The organism is Acidovorax sp. SUPP3434, from assembly GCF_030159015.1.
Classification (GTDB): Bacteria; Pseudomonadota; Gammaproteobacteria; order Burkholderiales; family Burkholderiaceae_C; genus Paracidovorax.
Genome location: NZ_BQXL01000013.1, coordinates 22,370 through 42,110, shown reverse-complemented (window position 1 = coordinate 42,110; position 19,741 = coordinate 22,370). Strand labels below are relative to the sequence as shown.

18 protein-coding genes are annotated in these 19,741 nt (G+C 67.1%); 4 read left to right on the top strand and 14 right to left on the bottom strand.

Annotation, left to right across the window (positions count from 1 at the left end):
* Positions 1-70: 70 nt before the first annotated feature.
* Positions 71-496 carry an XRE family transcriptional regulator gene (locus tag AVKW3434_RS18165; RefSeq protein ID WP_284406962.1) on the bottom strand — a complete coding sequence of 142 codons (426 nt, stop codon included), beginning with the start codon at positions 494-496 and terminating at the stop codon, positions 71-73.
* Between the two features lie 141 nt (positions 497-637).
* On the opposite strand from AVKW3434_RS18165, the gene AVKW3434_RS18160 reads away from it, so the two are divergent.
* On the top strand, positions 638-1,324 hold the full coding sequence (locus AVKW3434_RS18160) for a hypothetical protein (RefSeq protein ID WP_284406961.1): 687 nt from the start codon (positions 638-640) through the stop codon (positions 1,322-1,324).
* Positions 1,321-1,905, top strand: a complete 585-nt coding sequence (locus AVKW3434_RS18155; protein ID WP_284393963.1) for a GYF domain-containing protein — start codon at positions 1,321-1,323, stop codon at positions 1,903-1,905. The genes AVKW3434_RS18160 and AVKW3434_RS18155 overlap by 4 nt, the downstream gene beginning before the upstream one ends.
* Before the next feature lie 34 nt (positions 1,906-1,939).
* Here the strand turns inward: AVKW3434_RS18155 and AVKW3434_RS18150 are convergent, their stop codons facing one another.
* From AVKW3434_RS18150 to purU, 10 genes are all read right to left on the bottom strand, one after another.
* Positions 1,940-3,451 carry an FAD-linked oxidase C-terminal domain-containing protein gene (locus tag AVKW3434_RS18150; protein WP_284393961.1) on the bottom strand — a complete coding sequence of 504 codons (1,512 nt, stop codon included), beginning with the start codon at positions 3,449-3,451 and terminating at the stop codon, positions 1,940-1,942.
* A 48-nt stretch (positions 3,452-3,499) separates the two neighbouring features.
* Positions 3,500-5,383 (bottom strand): bifunctional diguanylate cyclase/phosphodiesterase, encoded by a 1,884-nt coding sequence (locus tag AVKW3434_RS18145; protein ID WP_284406960.1) that lies wholly within the window; start codon positions 5,381-5,383, stop codon positions 3,500-3,502.
* A 91-nt stretch (positions 5,384-5,474) separates the two neighbouring features.
* Positions 5,475-5,870 (bottom strand): response regulator, encoded by a 396-nt coding sequence (locus tag AVKW3434_RS18140; protein ID WP_284393956.1) that lies wholly within the window; start codon positions 5,868-5,870, stop codon positions 5,475-5,477.
* Positions 5,867-6,364, bottom strand: a complete 498-nt coding sequence (locus tag AVKW3434_RS18135; RefSeq protein WP_284406959.1) for a GAF domain-containing protein — start codon at positions 6,362-6,364, stop codon at positions 5,867-5,869. Before AVKW3434_RS18135 ends, AVKW3434_RS18140 begins: the two co-directional genes overlap by 4 nt.
* A 34-nt stretch (positions 6,365-6,398) precedes the next feature.
* Positions 6,399-7,904, bottom strand: coding sequence for a chemotaxis protein CheW (locus tag AVKW3434_RS18130; protein WP_284406958.1), 1,506 nt, complete (start codon positions 7,902-7,904; stop codon positions 6,399-6,401).
* Positions 7,901-9,631, bottom strand: coding sequence for a methyl-accepting chemotaxis protein (locus AVKW3434_RS18125; protein WP_284406957.1), 1,731 nt, complete (start codon positions 9,629-9,631; stop codon positions 7,901-7,903). The genes AVKW3434_RS18130 and AVKW3434_RS18125 overlap by 4 nt, the downstream gene beginning before the upstream one ends.
* A 274-nt stretch (positions 9,632-9,905) precedes the next feature.
* The gene (locus AVKW3434_RS18120) at positions 9,906-10,805 is read right to left on the bottom strand and encodes a LysR substrate-binding domain-containing protein (RefSeq protein ID WP_284406956.1); all 900 of its coding nucleotides are present in this window, start codon (positions 10,803-10,805) and stop codon (positions 9,906-9,908) included.
* Complete coding sequence (locus tag AVKW3434_RS18115; protein WP_284406955.1) at positions 10,783-11,610, bottom strand: hypothetical protein; 828 nt, start codon at positions 11,608-11,610, stop codon at positions 10,783-10,785. Before AVKW3434_RS18115 ends, AVKW3434_RS18120 begins: the two co-directional genes overlap by 23 nt.
* Complete coding sequence (locus tag AVKW3434_RS18110; protein ID WP_284406954.1) at positions 11,603-12,898, bottom strand: DNA cytosine methyltransferase; 1,296 nt, start codon at positions 12,896-12,898, stop codon at positions 11,603-11,605. The genes AVKW3434_RS18115 and AVKW3434_RS18110 overlap by 8 nt, the downstream gene beginning before the upstream one ends.
* A gap of 64 nt (positions 12,899-12,962) precedes the next feature.
* Positions 12,963-13,811 (bottom strand): formyltetrahydrofolate deformylase, encoded by an 849-nt coding sequence (purU, locus tag AVKW3434_RS18105; RefSeq protein WP_284406953.1) that lies wholly within the window; start codon positions 13,809-13,811, stop codon positions 12,963-12,965.
* A gap of 149 nt (positions 13,812-13,960) precedes the next feature.
* Between purU and AVKW3434_RS18100 the strand changes: the two genes are divergently transcribed.
* Positions 13,961-15,931 carry a putative bifunctional diguanylate cyclase/phosphodiesterase gene (locus AVKW3434_RS18100; RefSeq protein ID WP_284406952.1) on the top strand — a complete coding sequence of 657 codons (1,971 nt, stop codon included), beginning with the start codon at positions 13,961-13,963 and terminating at the stop codon, positions 15,929-15,931.
* Positions 15,932-16,046: 115 nt separating this feature from the next.
* Here the strand turns inward: AVKW3434_RS18100 and AVKW3434_RS18095 are convergent, their stop codons facing one another.
* The 3 genes from AVKW3434_RS18095 to AVKW3434_RS18085 are packed head-to-tail and all read right to left on the bottom strand — an operon-like array spanning position 16,047 to position 17,441.
* A complete protein-coding gene (locus tag AVKW3434_RS18095; RefSeq protein WP_284406951.1) occupies positions 16,047-16,943 on the bottom strand; it encodes a ChaN family lipoprotein in 897 nt (298 codons plus the stop codon).
* 41 nt (positions 16,944-16,984) lie between these two features.
* Positions 16,985-17,209: a hypothetical protein gene (locus AVKW3434_RS18090; protein ID WP_284406950.1), complete on the bottom strand. Its 225-nt coding sequence runs from the start codon at positions 17,207-17,209 to the stop codon at positions 16,985-16,987.
* Between the two features lie 34 nt (positions 17,210-17,243).
* On the bottom strand, positions 17,244-17,441 hold the full coding sequence (locus AVKW3434_RS18085) for a hypothetical protein (protein ID WP_284406949.1): 198 nt from the start codon (positions 17,439-17,441) through the stop codon (positions 17,244-17,246).
* Positions 17,442-18,056: 615 nt separating this feature from the next.
* Here AVKW3434_RS18085 and AVKW3434_RS18080 point away from each other — a divergent pair.
* Complete coding sequence (locus tag AVKW3434_RS18080) at positions 18,057-19,430, top strand: phospholipase D-like domain-containing protein (RefSeq protein ID WP_284406948.1); 1,374 nt, start codon at positions 18,057-18,059, stop codon at positions 19,428-19,430.
* The last annotated feature ends 311 nt before the right edge of the window (positions 19,431-19,741 follow it).

Genomic DNA, 19,741 nt, shown 5'->3' with positions numbered 1-19,741 from the left:
TTGGCCGTGGATTGACTCCGTCTTCGAGTTACGCGGCCATCGTGATTCGGGGTGACGGTCGGCGACCGCGTCAATGGGTCTTGCCGGCCGGCTTGGGCTGATCGGCCGCGTGGGCCTTGGCGATGGACAGGATCACCTCGCGCGCCAGGCGGCGCTTGGGCACGGGCAGCTTGAGATAGGTGTCGAACAGCTCGCGGTCCTCGTAGCCCACGCCAACGTGCCACTGGGCGGCTTCCTCGCGCACCGCGTTGCCGTCGGCAACGCCGAAGGCCAGCTCCTGCACCGGCATGCCCAGCCATTCGGCCAGGGTGATGAGCTTGCGGGCATCGGGCATGGTCTCGCCCAGCAGCCAGCGGCGCACGCCGTGCAGGGTCATGGGTTTGCCCCAGTGCCGGGTGTTGAACTCCCGCTCCAGCACGGAGGGCTTGGGCTCATAGCCGGCGGCTGTCATGGCTTCTCGTAATTTCTCGGCAAACCGCTGCTTGGGATCGTGCATGGCGGCACGCTAGGCAGACCCCGTGACGGAAGATTGATTTTCGGATAAAGTCACGGCAAACAATTGATTAAAAGTCAACTTTCCGAATTCCGGCGGGCCTTTCAGGGCTTGGCCGAGGGTCTCGGCAGGGGAGCAAGAACGATGCACAAGGGATGGGTGGCGCTGGTCTGCGCCGGGATGGCGCTCGCCGGCTGCGGCGACGGCGCGGTGCGGCAGGTGAAGGGGCTGGAGCGCGGCGACGTGCCGGGCCGGGTGGTGGGCGCGGCGCTCGATGGCCGCGGGGCCTGCGCGGCCGTGCAGTGGCGCTCGTTCCAGGATGCGCGCGGGCGCCGCATCGTCGAATACGCCTGCGAGCACCGGCCGGCCACGGCGCACTATGCGCGGCTGACGCGCGAGGCGCTCGCGGCCCTGCCGCCGGAGCCGGCGCGCGAGCCGGGCGGGGCCGAGGCGCTGTACCTGCTGCGCCAGCGGTCGGTCGATTTCCGGCGGGTGCGCGAGATCACCGAATGGCGCATGGACGCGCCCGCGCCGGTCTGGATCGGTTCGCGCGTGGACACCGAATACGCCAGCCACACCGCGCGTGAGCCGGTGTCGGCCGACTTCGTGTTCGCCGAGGCCGCGCACGACGGGCCGGACCTGTCGCCGGGCTACCGGCACCTGCTGGAGCGGGCATGGCGCGGCTACCGCCCGCTGCCCGCTGCCGGGGCCGTGCACCACCGGCTCGCGGCGGCGCGGCCCGTCATGCGGGTGCCGCCGGCCGATCCCACCGTCCTCCATCCGGCCGAGCGGGCTTCCGCCACCTTGCGCAAAGGGGAGTGGCTGCGATGAACACCATGGAAGTCGACATCCACCTGGGCGAGGACGCCCGCTGGTTCTACGAGGCGCAGGGCGAGTGCCGCGGCCCGGTGCCCGACGACGAGATCGTGCGCCTGATCGATGCCCGGCGCCTGCCCCCGGGCCAGCGCATCTGGCGCCCGGGCCTGCCGTGCTGGGTGCCGGTGGAGCATTCGGAGTTCCGACCGCACCTGGGGCCTCACCTGGGCCTGCCCGCACCCGCCGATCCCTGGGCCGGAAGCGTGAACAACACGCTGGCCTGGCTGCTGGCCTGCGCACCGGTGATGGGCGTGTCGCTGGAGGGTTTCGTGGCCTACCTCGTGTACCGCGATCCGTACGTGTCGCAGCGGGCCGTGCAGTCGGGGGCGTTCTTCTTCCTGACGGTGGCGTTCAACGTGCTGCTGGCCTTCGTGGACGAGCGCTGGCTGTGGCGCGCCGGGCACGACACCGCAGGCTTTCGTGGCTGGGTGTGGCTGGCGCCCGCCTACCTCTACCGGCGCGCGCGGCGGCTGGGGCAGGGCCTCGCGCCGCTGGCGGCGTGGGTGGTGTGTCTGCTCGTGGTGCTGATGCTCTGAGCGCGGGAGTGGGCAGCGGCCGGCCGCGCGCCGTTCAGAACCGCGGCAGGTCCGGGTGGGCGATCCGGCCGCCGCGCACCAGCATCTTTCCGTACTCCGCGCAGCGGTTGAGCGTGGGGATCACCTTGCCCGGGTTGAGCAGGCCCGCCGGGTCGAAGGCCGCCTTGAGCGCGAACATCTGCGCGTTCTCCTCGGTGGTGAACTGGGTGCACATGGAGTTGAGCTTTTCCACCCCCACGCCGTGCTCGCCGGTCACCGTGCCGCCCATGGCCACGCTGGTCTCCAGGATGTCGGCGCCGAACAGCTCGCAGCGGTGCAGCTGGTCGGGGTCGTTGGCATCGAACAGGATCAGCGGGTGCAGGTTGCCGTCGCCCGCGTGGAACACGTTGGCGCAGCGCAGCCCGTATTTCTTTTCCATCGCGGCAATGGCCAGCAGGATGTCGGCCAGCCGCTTGCGCGGGATGGTCGAGTCCATGCACATGTAGTCGGGGCTGATGCGGCCGCTGGCCGGAAAGGCGTTCTTGCGGCCGCTCCAAAAACGCAGGCGCTCGGCCTCGTCCTGGCTCACGGTGAGGGCAGTGGCGCCGGCCGCGCGCAGCACCTCGCTCATGCGGCCGATCTCCTCCTGCACCTCCTCGGGCGTGCCGTCGCTCTCGCACAGCAGGATGGCCTCGGCGGTGAGGTCGTAGCCGGCGCAGACGAAATCCTCCACCGCGGCGGTCATGGGCTTGTCCATCATTTCGAGGCCCGCCGGAATGATGCCGGCCGCGATGATGGCCGCCACCGCATCGCCGGCCCGGCGCACGTCGTCGAAGCTGGCCATGATGCAGCGCGCCAGCTGCGGCTTGGGGATCAGGCGCACGGTCACTTCGGTGGCCACGGCCAGCATGCCCTCGCTGCCGATCACCGCGGCCAGCAGGTCGTAGCCGGGCGAATCCAGCGCCTCGCTGCCGAAGGTGACGGGCTCGCCCTCCATGGTGAAGCCGCGCACGCGCAGCACGTTGTGCACCGTGAGGCCGTATTTCAGGCAGTGCACGCCGCCGGAGTTCTCGGCGATGTTGCCGCCGATGGTGCAGGCGATCTGGCTGCTCGGGTCGGGTGCGTAGTACAGCCCGTGGGGCGCGGCGGCCTCGCTGATGGCCAGGTTGCGCACGCCGCACTGCACGACGGCGGTGCGCGACACCGGGTCCATGCGCAGGATGCGGTTGAACTTGGCGAGCGACAGCGTCACCCCGAGGGCGTGCGGCATGGCCCCGCCCGACAGCCCGGTGCCGGCCCCGCGCGCCACCACGGGCACCGACAGCGCATGGCAGGCGCGCAGCACGCCCTGCACCTGGTCCTCGGTCTCGGGCAGGGCCACGGCCAGCGGGCGCTGGCGGTAGGCGGTGAGCCCGTCGCATTCGTAGGGCGTGGTGTCCTCGGCCTGCCACAGCAGCGCATGCGCGGGCAGCACGGCCTGCAGCGCCGGGATCAGCCGCGCGCGGATGGCGGCGGCGGGCGATGGCGAGGAAGATGGTGAGGCGGAAGGGGCGTTGGCGGTCGTCATGGGGTGCCGCGGGGACCCAGGCGGGCACCGCTGAAGGGGCACTCTACGTCAATCCGGCCGCCAAACGGGGGGCTGGGCGGGCGAGTTCGCGTGAAGTTCTTTCGCGTCGGCCGTGAAAAGCTTTCCCGGAGCCGCCGCCGCCCGCGCGGCGAAGAACGGCGCGACCTCGCCGGCCTCCATGGGGTAGGCCAGGAAGTAGCCCTGCACCAGGTCGCAGCCCGCCTCGGAGACCATGTCCAGGATCTCCTGGGTTTCCACGCCTTCGGCCACGAGCTGGTAGCCCAGGCGCTGGCCCAGCGAGATGATGGTGCGCAGCAGCGTCCAGGCCTGCATGTCGTGGGCGATGGGCATCACGAGCGACTGGTCGAGCTTGAGCATTTCGGCCGGCAGCCCGCGCAGGCACGACAGGTTGCAGTAGCCGATGCCGAAGTCGTCCAGCGACACCTTCAGGCCCATGGCGCGGATCTCCTCCAGCACGCGCTGCGTGGCGCGGCCGGTCAGGGCGACGTTCTCGGTGCACTCGATGTGCAGCTGCTGCGCCGCCACGCCGTGCAGCGCGATGGCGTTGCGCAGCACGGTGGCGAAATCCGGGTGCTCCAGGTTGCGGGCGGACACGTTGATCGCCAGGGTCATCTGCAGGCCCTGGCGGTTCCATTCCGCCAGCTGGGCCAGGGCCGTGTGCAGCACCCATTCGGTGAGCAGGTGGATCAGGGCCGTCTGCTCCACCTGCGCGATGAACTCGGCGGGCGAGACGTTGCCGTGGCGCGGGTGGCGCCACCGGATGAGTGCCTCCACGCCGGAAAAGCGCTGGTGGCGCACCTCGAACTGGGGCTGGTACACCAGGCGGAACTCGCCCTCCGCCAGGCCCTGCGTCAGGCCGCGCAGCAGCGCGAAGGCGCGGCGGTGGGCGGTGTCGGACTCGGGGGTGTACCAGACGAAGGCACGGTTCAGCTCGTCCGCCTGGTGCAGGGCCGAGGTCGCGCGGCGCAGCACGTCGCCCGCGGATTCGGCATCCAGCCTGAAGCGCGTCAGGCCCGCCACCAGGTACAGATCCAGCACCACCCGGCTCATGCGGAACGCCTCCTGCAGGTGGCGCTGCACGCGCAGCACGGCCTGCTCCTGCGCCTGCGCGCTGCCTTCGGGCAGCAGGTAGGCAAACCGGGTTTCGGACGCGTGGTACAGCTGCACCTGCGGGCCCAGGGCCTGCATCAGGTGCGCCACCACGTCGCGCAGGCCGGCCTCCAGCGGTGCGATGCCGATGGCGCGGACGGCCTGCTGCAGGTCGCGGTCGCGGATCACGTCCAGCAGCACGAGCGTGCGCATCTCGCCCGGCGTCTGGTTGCACAGGCTCGTCAGGTCCTGTACGAGCTGGGCCCGGTTGTACAGGCTGGTGATCTCGTTGATGCGCCCGGCCGTGCGCTGCAGCGCGATTTCGTTCAGCACGAGCGCGGCCAGGTCCTGCAGCTGCTGGCACTGCACGGCATCGAAGGTGCGCGGGTGCTGGTCCAGGATGCAGAGGGCGCCCAGCGCCTGGCCGCCGGGCAGCACCAGCGGCGCGCCTGCGTAGAAGCGAACGCCCAGTTCTCCGGTCACCAGCGGGTTGTGGGCGAAGCGTTCGTCCAGCAGGGTGTCCTCGACCACCATCACGTCGGCGGACTGGATGGTGTGGTGGCAAAAGGCCACCGAGCGTGGCAGCTCGCGCGCGGACAGGCCCACGCGCGACTTGTGCCATTGGCGTTCGCTGTCCACCAGCGTCACCAGCGCGATGGGGGCGTCGAACAGGGCGCTCGCCAGCCGCGTGATGCGGTCGAAGCCGTCGCTGTCTGGCGTCTCCAGCAGGCCGGTGGCCTGCAGGGCGCAGATGCGCTGCAGCTCCGGTTCGAGCGCCGGGTCCGTGTCTTCGGGGCGGGGGATCGAACTCAGCGGTGGCACGGGCGGCGGTCTCCCAACGGCGTGATGAACGGGGGCGCGACGCCCGCGCCTGCCAGGGGGCAGCACACCGCCAGACGAGCGGGCCGCGCGCTCATGGCCGGCGCCCCGCCATGGCCTGCACCGATTCGAGCAGGGCCCCGATCTTGAAGGGCTTGCGCAGCGTGCCCGTGACGCCGATGGCTTCGCGCCAGGCATCGCGCTCCGGGTCGGGCAGCGAGGACATGGCCAGCACGGGCATGTCGGCCGGGCAGGCGAACGCCCCGCTGCGCAGGCGCGCCAGCAGGTCGGTGGAGGCAGCCGCATCGTCGCAATCGAGCACCAGGCCGAAAAAGGGCTGGGCTGCCAGCACGGGCAGGGCCCGCGCCACGCTGGTGGCTTCCTGGAAGTCCACCAGGCCGAGGTCGCGCGCGACCGAGACGATCGTGCGGCGCAGCACGAATTGCGGCTCCACCAGCAAAAGGATGGGCAGGGAGGGTGGACGGGTCATGCGTCTTTGTCTTTGCCGGCAATGGTTTCGTTGGCCAGGGTGCCCAGCGCCCGCAGCACGGCCCGCTCGGTCACGGTGAGGCTGCGGGGTTTGGTGTCGATGATGCAGAGCGTGCCCAGGCGTTCGCCGGTCGGCGCGCACAGCGGGGCGCCGGCGTAGAAGCGGATGTGCGGGGCCTGGGTCACCAGGGGATTGTCGGCAAAACGCGCGTCGAGGTTCGCATCTTCCACCACGAACAGGTCCGGCTGCAGGATGGCGTGAGCACAAAAAGACACATCGCGGCTGGTTTCGGGCACGTCGAGTCCGACGCGCGACTTGAACCATTGCCGCTGGTCGTCGATGAGGCTCATGAGGGCGATCGGGGCGTCCAGCTGTTCGGCGGCGAACCGCACGAACCGGTCGAAGCGCTCCTCCGGGGGCGTGTCGAGCAGCATCAGTTCCTGCAGCGCGCGCAGGCGCTGCGCTTCGTTCTCGGGGGTCCTGGCTGGGGTCATGGGGGGTGGGTCCTTGGGAGAAGGGTGGGGTGCGTCAGCCGAGCAGGTAGGCCATCTGGCCCAGATCGACCACGACCATGCTGGCGCTGGCGCCGCCGCGCTGGTGTGTGACCATGCGGAACTCGCCCACCGAGCCGAGCCGCATCGCGCGCACGTCGGCGCGGTGGGCCGGCAGCCAGTCGCACAGTTTGGCAATCGCGATGCCCACGGTCGCGTGATCCGCCGGGTCGGGTTGCAGCAGGATGGCCATGCGCGGCGGCTCGGCGCCGGGCCGGCCGTTGAGAGAAGGCATGCACGCCACTTTCAGCGTCGTGCCGCGCCAGTCCATCACGGCGGTCCGGCCCCGGACCAGTTCGTCGATGACCAGCTGCGGCAGGTCGACGACGCCGACCACCTGGTCCACCGGCGAGGCATAGAGCGCGTCGGCCTCGAACACCAGAAAGTGGCCGCCGGCCTGGTCCGTGTCGGCCTGCGCATCCGTCGGCGCACCGCCGGCACCCTCGGCCCCGTCCACCGGCGCAGCCGCGGGCGCCACTTCGCTCACGGCCGCCTCGGGCACGGCTTCGAACAGCTTGCCGATGTCCAGCACCCGCAGCGTGCCCAGGCCGGCCACCAGGGCCAGGCCCTTGAGCAGCGGATCGCCGGGGGTGGGCGCCAGGTCGGCCTCGGCCAGGTCGGCCAGTTGCCTGCAGGTGTCCGCCGTGAGGCCGATCCACTGCCCCTGGCTTTCCAGCACGGCCACCCAGGGGCGCAGCGCGGCACCGGCGCGGGCGGGGCCGGCGGCCACGTCCACCAGCGGCAGCTTGCGGCCGCGCAGCGTGCTGATGGCCACCGTGAAGTGGCCGGGGGGCACGTTCAGTTCGATGCGCGGCACTGGCACCACCGTGTGGATGGCGCGCGCCGGCACGGCCCACAGGTCGTCGCCCACGGCGAAGACCGCATGCCGCTCGGCCAGCGCCTGGTGGTCCGGGGGGCGGGCCGCCGACGGCGCGGCGGCGGCCGCAGGGGCCGGGTCCATGGCCAGCGCAGGGTCGTCGCACCACACCTGGCACAGGGCCATGAGGCGTTCGACCTCCAGCACCGACAGGATCGGCGCGCCGGCCGAGGCGGGCACGACCGACTGGAACAATTCCTCCTGGCCGCCGTCGTGGTGCACGCGCACGATGGCCTGCGGATCGACGGGCTTCACGCCCAGGACCTCGTCCACCCGCACCCCGATCCGCGCCGGGCCCGCGTGCAGCACCAGCACCCGTTGCGGCGCGCCGCCGGCGGGCGAGGCTGCGATGGGCAGCCAGCGCTCCAGCGACACCACCGGCACCGGCCGGCCCTCCAGGTCGATCATGCCGGCCAGGGCGCCCTGGCGGCGGGGCAGGGCCGCCAGGCCCTGCGGCGGGATGGCGATCGCGCGCTCCACATGCACCGCCGCGATGGCGATATGGCAATCGCCCACGCGCACCCGCACATGCGCCTGCGCGCGCGGGGGGGCGTCGGCCCCGGCCTCGGCCGCCGCAGGCGTGGAGGGGCTGCCCGGTGGGGTCATGCGCCCGTGCGCCCGGAGCTGGCGCCTTGCAGCTTGTCCAGCAGCACGACGACGTCCTGGGTGGAGGTTTCCTGCGCCAGCATGGCGTTGCGGATCTCGCCGATGGACTGGCTGGTGCTGTCCACCGCGGCCAGGATGCGGCTGAAGGCCGCGCCCACCTCTTCGGACAGGCGCCCGCCCTCGGCCACGCGGGCCACGCTGCTGCCCACGAGCTTGGAGATTTCCTGCGCGGCAAGCGCCGACTTTTCCGCCAGCTTTCGCACCTCGTCGGCCACCACGGAAAAGCCGATGCCGTGCGGCCCGGCGCGCGCGGCCTCGATGGCGGCATTGAAGGCCAGCAGATGCGTCTGGCTGGAGATCTCGCCAATGGTGGCCACGATGTCGCGGATGTCGGCGGACGACTGCTCGATGGCGGCGATGGCCTCGCGCGAGCGCGCCAGCACCTGGTGGCCCTGGCCGGCCTCGCGCTGGGTCTGGGTGGCCAGGTCGGCCGAGCGCTCGGAGTTGCGCGCCACCTGCTGGATCGAGTCCGAGATGGTGTGCAGCACGGCGCCGATGTCCCGCACCTTCTGCGACACGGCGGTCTCGCGTTCGACCTGCTCGGTCACGTTGACCGCGAACTTCACCACCTTGTACACGCGGCCTTCCACGTCGAAGATGGGGTTGTAGGTCGCCTGGATCCAGATGCCGGCGTCGTGCTTGCCGATGCGCCGGTAGCGCGCGCTCTGGAACTTGCCTTCCCCCAGGTCCGCCCAGAAGTCGCGGTAGGTCTGCGTCTTCACGAAATCGGGGTCGCAGAACATGCTGTGGTGCTTGCCGCGGATCTCCTCGAGCGTGTAGCCCATGGTGCGCAGGAAGTTCGGGTTGGCGGTGAGGATGCGGCCATCCACGCCGAACTCGATCACCGCCTGCGACAGGCCGATGGCATCGAGCTTGCCCTTGGTCTCCGCGGACTGGCGGGTTTCCTCGGAGATGTCGGTGGCGAACTTCACCACCTTGTAGGGCTTGCCGGAGGAGTCGAGGATGGGGTTGTACGACGCCTGGATCCACACGTCCGAGCCGTCCTTGGCCACGCGGCGGTAGCGTCCGGCATCGAATTCGCCGCGGGCCAGCCGCTCCCACAGCCGCGCGTAGTCCGCCGAGCGCACCACCTCGGGCGTGCAGAACATGCGGTGGTGCTGGCCGACGACCTCGTCTTCGGTGTAGCCGAACACCTTCAGGAAATTGGGGTTGGCGTGCAGCACCTTGCCGGTCAGGTCGAACTCGATCATGGCCTGCACCCGGTTCATCGCGGCGATCTTGCCCTCGAAGTCGGCCTGGGCCTGGCGCGCCTGGGTCACGTCGGTGGCCAGCTTGACGACGCCCACGGGCCGCCCGGCGCTGTCGAAAATGGGGTTGTAGGAGGCCTGCAGCCACACCGGCTCGGCCGTCCGGGTCAGGCGCTGGAACACGCCTTCGACGATCTCGCCGGCGGCCAGGCGCTCCCACATGGCACCGTAGGCCGCGCTGGCCGCCACCTCGGGCGGGCAGAAGATGCGGTGGTGCTGCCCGACGATGTCCTCGAGGGCGTAGCCCATGCGGGCCAGGAACAGGGGGTTGGCGTGCTGGACCTTGCCGGCCAGGTCGAATTCGATGGTGCATTGCACCCGTTCCAGCGCGGCCAGCAGGCCCGTGGTGCGTGCGCGTTCCAGCTCGGACGCGGCAAGGGGGTCTGTGAAGGCGTTCATGGTCGCAAAGTCCTGGTGGGCGGCATCAAGGGGTTATCGGCCACTGCAGCCCCAGGCTTGAATGCCGGGCCCGCTGGAAAACCGGCGAGGCGTAATGTGATGGTTTGAAGTCGCTCCCGCCGCCGATGTCGCAATAGACCCGCGCCGACGCGGGGCCTTTGGGAATCTTGACGGCCCTGCGGGCGTCGCGCAAGCCCGCGGCGGCCGAAACCGGGGGTTTTTTTGCCCGCCGTCGCCGCCCGGCGCCGGGGCGCGGGGCGGCTTTCACCCCTTGTCAGGCCATGGTGCGGCGCAGCCAGTCGGTGAAGGCCGCGCACTCCCAGCGGTCCATGGTGCCGGTGCGCCAGCACAGGTAGTGGGCGTGCGGGCTGGGCGCCTCGCCGGGAAAGAGCCGCACCAGGGTGCCGTTTTCCAGCCAGGGCGCGCCCAGCTTGAGCCGCACCAGCGCCACGCCCATGCCGGCCGCGGCGGCGTCGCACATCAGGCCGATGTCGTTGAACTGCGAGCCCTCGCTGGGCTCGGCCCAGTCCAGGCCGCTGGCGCCGAACCAGGTGCGCCAGGGCTCCAGCGGGCTGCGCAGCAGGGCCAGGCCCTCCAGGTCCTCGGGCCGCTCGAAGGGGCCGTGCTCGCGCACGAAGGCGGGCGAGGCGAGCGGCGTGACCCGGTCGCGCGCCAGCTCCACGTGCTCCAGGTCGGCATAGTGCCCCGGGCCGAAGCGCACGATCAGGTCGGCATCCTCGGCCACCACGTCCAGCAGCGGAATGGACACCTGCAGCGCCAGGTCGATCTCGGGATAGGCCTCGGTGAACTGGCGCAGGCGCGGGATCAGGATGGCGCGGGCGAAGGTCGGCGTCACCGCCAGCTTGAGCCGCCGCTTGCCCGGCGCCGTGGCCGCGCCCGGAAAGCGCTGCAGCGCGCCCAGGCCCTGGCGCACATGGGCCAGGTAGGCGCTGCCTTCGGTGGTGAGCGAGAAATCGGCGCGGCCGAACAGCCGCACGCCCAGGATCTGCTCGAGCTGGCGCACGCGGTGGCTGACGGCGCTGGGCGTCACGCACAGCTCGTCGGCGGACTGCGTCACGCTGCGCAGGCGGGCCAGGGCCTCGAAGGTCAGCAGGCACTGGATGGGCGGGATGCGGGCCGCCACACCAAATTTACGCTCGAGAATATTGCTCAAGATCGGATGAAGTTATGGCGTGCGCGTTGACCAATTGGTAGTGCCGTTCTTCCACGACTTTCACACTTCCATCCATCACCGTCAGTTCAAACATGGCAATTCGTTCGTCGGTCATGAACTGTGCGGACACTGGCCTGCAAATCAAACCAGGAAAAGCTTGGGCACATAGCGCAATGTCTTGCTGAGTCTGCACTACGCCATGCTTGTCAGACCCGCCTTTGGCTTGTACTGGAACCACAAATTGCTTGCCGTGCTTGTCTAAGCCGACATAGATCTCATCAATCTCGATCTGCCCTATCCCCTTGACTGTTGTGCGCAAATGATTCTGAAGAGAGTAGGCCGATATACCAAGAAATACGTCTATCAATCGGTTGTAACGGACTTTGGCAAGCAAGGCTTGCTCATCGCCGAGTGCATACGCGCCTATGATTTCCGGCGTCGAATCCGGAATTTTGATTGTGAGTAAGTCGTCTCGGGGTATTATTCGATTGCGTTGCGCAAGGCGAAAGCGATACTTGGAGCGTCCCGCTCCCTCAATGATCCACTCAAGTCCTAGTTTCGCAGACTCAAGAATTCCATTCGGGAGTTCGTTTCTATAGCGAAAAGAATAGATCAAATCGCCTACATTCTTTGGCAATCGCAGTCCCAGTTCCGTTGCTACTGCCACAAGCTCTTCTCGTGTGAATTCAAAAGAGTCTGCCCCTTCCTCGTAGTGATTCCGGAAAACACGCTCAATGATTGCGGAGTATCGATTGGGGGTTTTTGTAATATTACCTTGCAACGGTTGTGCCTTGAGCTTAGACATATGCCTCTTCAATGCTGCGGGTGAGAACGTCTCGATTGATGGGGTTGCGCTGCCGTTGAGCTATGACATTCCTTGCTACGCCAAAATATCGTGAAGCGTCAAGCATCTGGAAATTCAATAGAGATTCTTTTCCAAGCTGCAAAGATCTTCCTGGCTTGCAAGGGGTTAGGCTCAGCGCGCCTATGATCTCCGCTGCAACTGCTCGCCCTAGCAGTGGCGGAACACTGTTGCCAATTTGTCTGAAACCATGCCACTTTGTCGCGTGAAAGCGAAACCAATCAGGATAAGAATGCAAACGCGCAGCCTCTCGAACGGTAATCACTCTAGGCAATATTGGATGAATTGGCCTCGGAGACGTAAAAGCACCACGTGCGCTATCGGTTCCAGCGCGTAAGGTATTACATAGTCCATCAGGGTGGAGTTTTTTAAAGCGGCTGATTGGTTCTGTCTCTCCTGGCGCAGTCGCCAAAAAGCGTTCTTTTGAGAGGTCGGTATGACTTGTTCGTAGACTGCTCGTCAATCGATTCTTTGGAAATTCTCGCGGATAGCTGAAGTCTGCGGCATCAACTTCTAAACACCTCAAACGTCGTGCGTAAGCGGGGCGCGTATTCCATCGGACGGATATCGAATCACCTTTCTCTAGTTGCGCGAATTCATCAGCGTTTGGCAGGTCACTGATTGCATCCCACACTGTTGCGCGCAACTTGGAAGCCTTTGGATAATGCGGAAGCTGCTGATCTGATCGAGCCCCCAGAAGAAATAGCCGCTTCCGATCTTGTGGAACTCCGAAGTCTGCGGCGTTCAGCACTTGATAAGGCAGTAAGACTTTATATCCTGCGCTTGCAAGCTCATCGATGAGTTCTTGAAGAAAACGCACGTGTTTGCCTAAGGTCAAACCTCTGACGTTCTCGAATACGAAATATTTTGGATTGAGCTCTCGAACAAGTCGCACATAGTGAAAAACCAATTGATTGCGCGAGTCATCCAGGGCACGCTTTCCGATCATGGAGAAGCCTTGGCAAGGGGCGCCGCCAAAAACTACATCAATATCAATTTTTCCAAGGCTGGCAATCTGTCGGATGTCTTCCCCTGACAAGTCGACGACCGAGGCACAGATGGCTTTTGAATGCGGAAAGTTGTATTCGTGAGTAGCGCAGTGAATGGGATCAATCTCCACTGCTGCTGCCACATCAAATCCTGCCTGCTCAAACCCCAGTGAAAGGCCCCCTGCACCAGCAAAGAGGTCTACTCCGACGGGGCGCGAAGTAGCTTTAATGGAGGATTGCATAAGCGGTCGTGGTTTGAGTGAACATGAGAGGCGTGTGAACTTCTAGATGTCCGCTGGCTGCTTGTCAGCGGAAGATCACCGTCTTGTGGCCGTTGAGCAGCACGCGGTGCTCGGTGTGCCACTTGACGGCGCGGGCCAGCACCTGGCTTTCGGTGTCGCGGCCCATGGCGGTGAGGTCTTCCACCGTCTTGCCGTGGTCCGCGCGGGCCACGTCCTGCTCGATGATCGGGCCCTCGTCCAGGTCGGCCGTCACGTAGTGGGCGGTGGCGCCGATCAGCTTCACGCCGCGGTCGTGCGCCTGGTAGTAGGGCTTGGCGCCCTTGAAGCTGGGCAGGAAGCTGTGGTGGATGTTGATGGCCCGGCCTTCCAGCTTGCGGCACAGGTCGTCCGACAGCACCTGCATGTAGCGCGCCAGCACCACCAGTTCGGCCCCCTCGGATTCGATGATCTCGAACTGCCGAGCCTCGGCCTGCGCCTTGGTGGCGGCCGTGACGGGGATGTGGTGGAACGGCACGTTGTAGCTGGCCGCCAGCTGGTAGAAATCGCGGTGGTTGCTGATGATGGCCGCGATGTGCACCGGCAGCAGGCCCGACTTCCAGCGAAACAGCAGGTCGTTCAGGCAGTGGCCTTCGCGGCTGACCATGATGACGGTCTTCATCGGCTCGGACACCGGGTGCAGCTGCCAGTGCATGCCGTGCGGGCCGGCGAAGGCGGCCAGCTGCGTCTTGAGCGCGGCGTGGTCGTGCGCCCCGCAGGCGAACTGCACGCGCATGAAAAACAGCCCGGTGGCGTGGTCGTTGTATTGGGCGGCCTCTTCGATGTTGCCGCCATGCTCCAGCAGGAAGCCGGACACCGCATGCACCAGCCCGAGCTTGTCGGGACAGGACAGGGTAAGGATATAGGCTTGGTTCATAGCGGGGCGATTGTCGCAGCAAGGCCCGGGGCCGTGCCGCGCCGATCGCTCTGGAGGGCCTCGGCTGGCGCGAGAATACGGTCCCATTGGAGGCCGCCCGGAAGGGGCGGTGCGCCCGGCGGGCGAGGCAAAACACAACAAGGACAGTCATGGATGAAGAGGAGGGCCCGGCCCTGACGCAGGTGCCTGGCTGGGCATGGGCCGCCTATGTGGCGGCGGGCGTGGCGTGGGTGGCGGGCGGCGACGCGCTGCTGGCGTGGCTGCTGGGCACGGACGCCGGTGGCGGCACCCATGCCGGCCTGTGGGGCAGCGCCAAGGACATCGCCTTCGTGCTGGCCTCCGCCGCCCTGGCGGTGGCCGGTCTGCGCCGGCTGCAGGCGGCCGATGCCGCCGCGCTGGTGCGCCGGGGCCGCGCCTGGGCGCGGATGGCGCGCGGCGCCGAGCAGCGCCAGCGCCTGGCGACCACGGTGGTGGACAACGCCATCGAGGGCATGGTGGTGACCGATGCGAACAACCGCATTCTCTCGGTGAACGCGGCCTTCACGCGGCTGATGGGCTACACCGAGGCCGAGCTGCTCGGCCAGACGCCGCGCCTGTTCAAGTCCGGCCGGCACGACCGGGCCTTCTACGAGGCCCTGTGGACCGAGCTGTCGCGCACCGGCCGCTGGCAGGGCGAGATCTGGAACCGGCGCAAGAACGGCGAGGTGTTTCCCGAGCGCATGTCGCTCAGCACCGTGCGCGACGGTGCGGGCGTGGTGACGCACTACGTGTGCCTGTTCACCGACATCTCGCAGGAACACACCCAGCGCCAGCGCCTGGCGTTCCTGGCCCATAACGACCCGCTCACCGGCCTGCCCAACCGCACCTGGTTCGCCCAGCGGCTGGAGGAGGCCACGGCCCAGGCCCGCGTCAGCGGCGAGTCCATGGCCGTGCTGCTGCTCAACCTGGACCGCTTCAAGGACGTGAACGACAGCTATGGCCACGCCGTGGGCGACGAGGTGCTGCGCCACATCGCGCGCCGGCTGGAGTCGGCCCTGCGCCCGGGCGACCTGGCCGGGCGCCTGGCGGGCGATGAGGTCGGCGTGCTCGTGCGCAACGCCCCGAGCGAGGAGGAGGCCGCCGCCATCGCGCGCACGCTGATCGCCGCCGTGGCCGAGCCCTGGCGCTCGCCCGAGGGCTTCGAGGTGGTGGCCGGCGCGAGCGTGGGCATCAGCCTGTTCCCGCGCCACGGCGACAGCGCCCAGGCCCTGCTGCAGGGCGCCCACGCCGCCGTGTACGGCGCCAAGGAGCGCGGGCGCGGCGCCTGGTGTTTTTTCAGCGAAACCATGACGCGGGCCGCGCGCGAGCGCCTCGCCCTCGAATCGCGCCTGCGCGCGGCGCTGGCGCTCGGCCACCTGCAGCTGCACTACCAGCCGCAGGTGGACATCGCCACCGGCCGGGTGATCGGCGCCGAGGCGCTGGTGCGCTGGATGGACCCGCAGGAGGGCATGATCTCCCCCGCGCGCTTCATCCCGGTGGCCGAGCATTCCGGCGTGATCGGCCCGCTGGGCGAATGGGTCATGCACGAGGCATGCCGCCAGGGCCAGGCGTGGCGCGAGGCCGGTTTGCCCGGCCTGACCATGGCCGTGAACGTGTCGCCGCGCCAGTTCCACCTCACCGACCTGGCCGGCTGCGCAGCCTCGGCCCTGTCCGCCTCGGGCTACCCGCCCACTTACCTGGAACTGGAGATCACCGAAGGCGCGCTCGCCGAGCGCCCCGAGGAAGCCCGCCAGGTGCTGCTGCGCCTGCGCGGCCTGGGCCTGCGCATGGCCATCGACGACTTCGGCACGGGCTACTCGTCGCTCGCGCACCTCAAGCGCTTTCCCATCGACGTGCTCAAGATCGACCAGGGCTTCATCCGCGACCTGCCCCAGAACACCGACGACATGGCCATCTGCACCGCCATCATCGCCATGGGCCACAGCCTGGGGCTGGCGGTGCTGGCCGAAGGCGTGGAGACGCCCGAGCAACTGGCCTTCCTGCGCGAGCGCGGGTGCGACCGCTACCAGGGCTACCTGTGCCAGCGCCCGCTGCCGGCCGAGGCGTTCACGGCGCTGCTGCACGCGCAGGCGGGCGCATGATTTCAGCGCATGCTATATAAATAATAGCAATACCCCCTAGTGGATCATGCCCTGGGGCCCCTTTTGATGCCTGGCCTGCCGCGCCGTGGCTGCCTGCGCTGCCCCTGGCAGGGCGTCAGGGCCGGGCGCCTTGCGGTGCGCGCAGCGGCGCGCAGGGGTCGCCCGCCGGCAGGGCGGGGGTGTCATGCACCGCGTCGGCGTCGCCCGCCAGGGGCTCGGCCGCCCCCTCGGCCCGCGCCAGCGCCACCTTGGCCGTGAGGCCTGGAAACCAGTGCGTGGGCACGCCCACACCGCGCAGCACGTGGCCGCCGCCGGCCACCAGCACCACCACCTGCCAGGGCCGCCGCGCCGCCGCGGCCACCGCCGCCATGCGCGCATCGCGCGCGATCTGCATGCGCGCCATGCCGGGGATCTGCGCCTCGGGCAGCAGGCCACAGTGCCCCTCGCGCAGGGCGGCCTGCTGGCGCGCCAGGGCCGCGGCGTCCAGGTGCCGGTCCCAGCGCTCGTCCTGCATGGCCGCGCGCAGGTCCGCGCGCGGCAGGTTGCCGCCGCGCACCGGCACGCCGGCCCGCACCGCAGCCATGGCCACCGGCCCGTACTGCGCCCAAGGCCAGGCCGAGGCGTTCCAGCCGAGCGCCTGCTGCACCTGCGCCTCGGACGCCTCGCGGGACAGGCCGTCGGTGGCGCGCCCGCTGTCGGCCATCTCCATCACCAGCGCCGCCAGTTGTCCGCGCCCGGCCAGCCATTGCACGGCCTCGTGCTCCAGCACCTGGTGCGCGGGGGCGTCGTGATGCTCGCCGATCAGCAGCACATCGGCGGGCAGCAGGGACTGGAGCTGGGCGAGCCAGGGCGTGGGTCGGGCGGGTTCGAGGGGCGCCTGTGCGCAGCCGACCACCAGGGCCAGCAGCGGGGCGGCCGCCAGGCGGTGAATGCCCTCGGGCCATCCCAGGCGGCTGAATCGATGGCCTGAATGACTGGGGAGCGGGCGCGGTGGAAGGAAGGAACGGTGCATGCGCGCATGCTAAAGCCATGCCGTGCCCGCAGGCACTGCCGTCAGCCGGGGGCCGCGGCCGCGGTGGAAAAGGTGCTGATGGGACTGGTGCACCCGTCGTAGAGGTCGCCGAACAGTGCCTCCTTCACCGCATGGCCACGGGTTTCGAAGAGCATGAGATTCTCATTGGGGCGGTAATGGGACTGGCCGTCCAGGTTGTACGAGCCTGTCATGACGATGCTGGAGCCGTCCCGCCGCTCCAGGATGTAGTTCTTGGCATGGCCCACCGCCGGCTTGAAGCCTTGCGCTGACGCGAGGGCGTCAGCCCGGCGCGAAGTGCCTCAGGCGCAGGGTGCCCATGGAGGAAGAAATCGGGTGGGCGAAGCACTTGCGGGCGGCGCGTTCCAGAGCCGCGCGGTTGACCGCGTTGGTCTGCAGCTTGTTGTCGTTGTAGGAAGGGACGAACGAAAAGTCCTTGTCGTGCTGCTTTCTCGCGAGCGATTCCAGGATTGCGAACATCACCCCGGACGTCTTCGCGGCGCGGAAAAGACGGCCGCGCGGGCTGGCAAGCCTCGCAAGTCTTCTGGCCGGAACGGGGAAGAAGCTACTGCGACGACAGACTTTGACATCGGTGGTCCTGGCCGTATGGCTGGTATCGCGTTTCGCTTTGGAATCTGCCCTTCGCGCCAGAGACGCTGTCTTCGGAATAGGAGAGACGATTGCTCAGCCTTGGAACCAACATGCATGTCACCGCAGAGGAGTTAAAGAATGCACATATCGGATGCAGCCAATAGATCGACATGCAGCCATACCAATGTGCCACAGAAGCAGTTTCCTACGCCCGAGTTCCAGAAGCCTCCCGCGCTGGGCCACCATGCCCTGGGACCGCGTTCCAAGTCGGCCCACATATCGCCAAGAAATTCGCGTCTCGATCTTTCCAGCGCTCTCCCAGGATTGGGTAGCACTGCTTCTACCTGTGCTGTATCGGGCTCGTCCGCCATCGGATCCTTCACGGACGAGGTCCGTGCAGAACTTGCTCGCCATTGGCCGTCGCGGTACGTCCACTTCGACGCCAGCGCCTTCGTACTGAACACCATTCCGTCGAGTGAGGACCGCCAGAAGAAGCTGATACGGATGACCATCGATTCCGCCAAGCGGTTTGCCATCCTCACTTCTTTCAACGTCAATCCCACCAAGGACCATGAGCCGGGGCATGTGTCCGCAACCACGTTTGCAATGTTGGAATCGTTGGCCAAAAAGCAGCACGACAGCTATTTCAAATTCGTATTCCTCTACAACGACAACAAACTTCAGAGGAATGCTTTGGTATCCGCGATCGTCGGCCAGAACGTGACGGCGAACATGTCGCTCAAGTCCAAGAGCCAAATCCCAGGCACCATCACATGGCCAGCGGTGGTCGAGAGCTATAACCGTCAGCAATGTGTTGAGGAACTGCGCATAGGCCATGTGAAATGCGGCATCTACTTCGTAGCAGCAAAGGCGAAGGGTGCCGCTGGGTCTCACCACAACAAGTTCTGCATCAACGACCAAGGTGTGGCCGCGACGATGGGCGCCAGCATCGCCAACAAGACCAAGGGTGGTTGGATGGACGGCGGCTGCATTGCCATCAGCGCTGAATTGGCATCCAGTCAACGTCACTATTTCCTAGATGAATTGATTGGCGGGCACGCAGTTCAATGCGCGCAACTGCAGATGGATGGGGGCACTCCCTCCATGGCGCCGGTACAAGACTTAACGGCCTTGCAGGCACTGGCGGACATAGAAGTCCGCTCACCGCTCGATATGGGCGTTCCAGGAGCAGAGGCCACGCTGGCACGTTTTCAAAACGCCTTGAACGGAGCCGGCGTTCTTTTGAAAGGAGGCCGGCACAAGGTCCTGTGGGTCCAGAACCCGTCGGACGGCTACAAGAACATGTTCTCCACGGGTGGACACATCGAAGGCAAACCCATCGGGCGAGCAATCGCCAGCATCTTTCGGAGCGCCGTGGCAGGTGAAAGCATCGACATCGTGGGCAAGAAAATAGGCACCGAGGCCCTGGCAATGATCAAAGAGGCGTTGTCGAAGGGCTGTCACGTCAATGTTCTCGTCGATCATTCTTCAAGGAGTTGGGTCGAATATGCAGCGCGGCATTTCTATGCCGAGAAGACCGCCAAATCACGCGGCTCGCTGACGGTCAGGCATTACGAGCCCAGTGCACGGCTGGCACGTGAGCACCACCTTGACACCGAGCATGAACAAGTCCTCCATGCGAAGAACTATGTACTGACAAGGAATGACGGCTCCTATGTCTTGATGACGGGCTCCTACAACCTGGACGGCCAGTCCCACTACCGCTCCAATGAGAATCTCATGGTGTTTGAGAGCACCGATGCGGATCTGCGCAAATCGCTGTTTGATGATCTTTACTACGGTAGCAACAGCACGATAAGCCACTACCCGGCGCAGGCAGCGCATAGGCGAAGTGGTGTTAGACCGATGGCCTCATGACCCGACGCCCGGCCGGAGAACTACTTGCGCCAAACCAGATCTGCATTGCAGACCCTGGACTTCGCCCAAAGAGCGATAGCTTCTTGTGGCGAGGGTTGGTTTTGCGTCACGCAACATATGCTCAGAGGACACTCGCCAAGTTGGGCATTTCATCATCATTGAGGAGAATGCAGTGATACCGAGCCAACCACCTACTCGTCGCGCGGCCACCGATCCTGGTTCGTCGCGCACGTCTGCCAAGACAGATGACCATAATGCGGCGGCGGCCTCTTCCGCCAGCGTTTCCAGCCGCTCCACGGGCTTGGCGGACC

Bases quoted from the DNA above. Each gene is read 5' to 3' on its own strand.
- AVKW3434_RS18165 (WP_284406962.1), bottom strand. From the start codon at position 496: ATGCACGATCCCAAGCAGCGGTTTGCCGAGAAATTACGAGAAGCCATG.
- AVKW3434_RS18160 (WP_284406961.1), top strand. From the start codon at position 638: ATGCACAAGGGATGGGTGGCGCTGGTCTGCGCCGGGATGGCGCTCGCC.
- AVKW3434_RS18155 (WP_284393963.1), top strand. From the start codon at position 1,321: ATGAACACCATGGAAGTCGACATCCACCTGGGCGAGGACGCCCGCTGG.
- AVKW3434_RS18150 (WP_284393961.1), bottom strand. From the start codon at position 3,451: ATGACGACCGCCAACGCCCCTTCCGCCTCACCATCTTCCTCGCCATCG.
- AVKW3434_RS18140 (WP_284393956.1), bottom strand. From the start codon at position 5,870: ATGACCCGTCCACCCTCCCTGCCCATCCTTTTGCTGGTGGAGCCGCAA.
- AVKW3434_RS18135 (WP_284406959.1), bottom strand. From the start codon at position 6,364: ATGACCCCAGCCAGGACCCCCGAGAACGAAGCGCAGCGCCTGCGCGCG.
- AVKW3434_RS18130 (WP_284406958.1), bottom strand. From the start codon at position 7,904: ATGACCCCACCGGGCAGCCCCTCCACGCCTGCGGCGGCCGAGGCCGGG.
- AVKW3434_RS18125 (WP_284406957.1), bottom strand. From the start codon at position 9,631: ATGAACGCCTTCACAGACCCCCTTGCCGCGTCCGAGCTGGAACGCGCA.
- AVKW3434_RS18115 (WP_284406955.1), bottom strand. From the start codon at position 11,610: ATGTCTAAGCTCAAGGCACAACCGTTGCAAGGTAATATTACAAAAACC.
- AVKW3434_RS18110 (WP_284406954.1), bottom strand. From the start codon at position 12,898: ATGCAATCCTCCATTAAAGCTACTTCGCGCCCCGTCGGAGTAGACCTC.
- purU (WP_284406953.1), bottom strand. From the start codon at position 13,811: ATGAACCAAGCCTATATCCTTACCCTGTCCTGTCCCGACAAGCTCGGG.
- AVKW3434_RS18100 (WP_284406952.1), top strand. From the start codon at position 13,961: ATGGATGAAGAGGAGGGCCCGGCCCTGACGCAGGTGCCTGGCTGGGCA.
- AVKW3434_RS18095 (WP_284406951.1), bottom strand. From the start codon at position 16,943: ATGCACCGTTCCTTCCTTCCACCGCGCCCGCTCCCCAGTCATTCAGGC.
- AVKW3434_RS18085 (WP_284406949.1), bottom strand. From the start codon at position 17,441: ATGTTCGCAATCCTGGAATCGCTCGCGAGAAAGCAGCACGACAAGGAC.
- AVKW3434_RS18080 (WP_284406948.1), top strand. From the start codon at position 18,057: ATGACCATCGATTCCGCCAAGCGGTTTGCCATCCTCACTTCTTTCAAC.